We start from the raw sequence: 1,477 nt of genomic DNA on the forward strand, positions 1-1,477 counted from the left end.
GGTGGCGCTGGTGACCGCGCTGGCCGACGACGCCGGCGGCGCCCGGCTCAGTTCGCTGCTCGCCGCGGCAGGGGTGCAGGTGTACGCCCTCGGGCTGCCCGGGGCGACCCCGGAGAAGATCCGGTTGCGCGCCCGGGGCCGGGTGCTGCTGCGCCACGACCGGGGCGGCACGGCCGCCGAGCCGGGCGTGCCCGCCGACGAAGTGCTCCGGCTGATCGCGAACGCCTCCGCGGTGCTGGTGAGCGACTACGGCCGGGGCATGGCCCAGCAGCCCGCGCTGCGGGCGGCGCTAGGCGCGACCCGCGCACCGGTGGTCTGGGACCCGCACCCGCGTGGCCCGGCCGCGGTGCCCGGAGTGCACCTGGCCACCCCGAACGAGTCGGAGGTACGCGACCTGGTGAAGGTGCCGTCCGCGGCGACCCGACTGGCCACCGCGTCCCGAGGGGCGCAGGCGCTGCGCCGACGCTGGCGGGCCGGTGCGGTCGCGGTGACCCTGGGCGGCCACGGCGCGCTGCTCTGCCACGCCGGGTCGACCCCGCTGGTGGTGCCCGCCCCGACGACCGCGGAGGGGGACACCTGCGGCGCCGGCGACCGGTTCGCGGCCACGGCCAGCCTGGCCCTCGCGCGGGGGGCGCTGGTTTCCGAGGCGGTGCAGGCGGCGGTCGCCGAGGCCACGGAGTACGTGGCCCGTGGGGGAGTGGCGACGGCTCTGCCCCGACCGGTGCAGCCGATCCCGCCGGTGGTGTCCACTGCGGGCGGCGACCGGATCGGCGTGGCCGCGGCCGCCGCCGTGGTGGCCGGGGTACGCGCGGCCGGGGGCACGGTGGTGGCCACCGGTGGCTGCTTTGACCTGCTGCACGCCGGGCACGTGGCGACCCTGCAGGCGGCCCGGCAACTCGGCGACTGCCTGGTGGTCTGCCTCAACTCCGACGCGAGCGTCGCCGGGTTGAAGGGACCGGACCGGCCGGTGATGTCCCAGGGGGACCGAAGCCGGCTGCTCGCCGCGCTGAGCTGCGTCGACGCGGTCATGATCTTCGACGAGCCGACGCCGCACGCGGCCCTGTCCTGGCTGCGACCGGACATCTGGGTCAAGGGCGGCGACTACGCCACCGGCGGTGGCGAGCCGGCGTTGCCCGAGGCGGAGATCCTGCGCCGCTGGGGTGGGCACGCGGTGGTGGCGCCGTACCTGGACGGTCGCTCCACCACGGAGATGATCGCGGCGGCCCGCTCGGCCGGGGCGCGGGTGCGGCTCGCCGACACGGTGTCGCCGCCGGTGGCCGCTCCGGCCCACCCGAGCGCAGCGGAGGGGACGCGATGAGCGTCGACCTGCCCGGGGCCGGGTCGACGGTGCTGGTGACCGGGGGGTCGAGTGGTCTCGGTGCGGCGGTGGTCACCGCGGTGGCCCGCGCCGGTGGCCGGCCACTGGTCCTGGACCGCCACGCCCCCGGCGACGGGGTGCCCTGGATCGAGTGCGACC

1 protein-coding gene and 1 pseudogene are annotated in these 1,477 nt (G+C 77.9%); both read left to right on the forward strand.

Annotation, left to right across the window (positions count from 1 at the left end; translation table 11 throughout):
* On the forward strand, positions 1 to 1,318 hold a 1,318-nt coding region (locus tag C1I99_RS31540; RefSeq protein WP_111137774.1), incomplete at its 5' end, for a PfkB family carbohydrate kinase.
* Positions 1,315 to 1,477: pseudogene (locus C1I99_RS31545) on the forward strand (short-chain dehydrogenase); the annotation flags it as partial. The gene C1I99_RS31540 and the pseudogene C1I99_RS31545, both read left to right, overlap by 4 nt.

The sequence above is a fragment of the Micromonospora deserti genome, from assembly GCF_003236335.1.
Classification (GTDB): domain Bacteria; phylum Actinomycetota; class Actinomycetes; order Mycobacteriales; family Micromonosporaceae; genus Micromonospora; species Micromonospora deserti.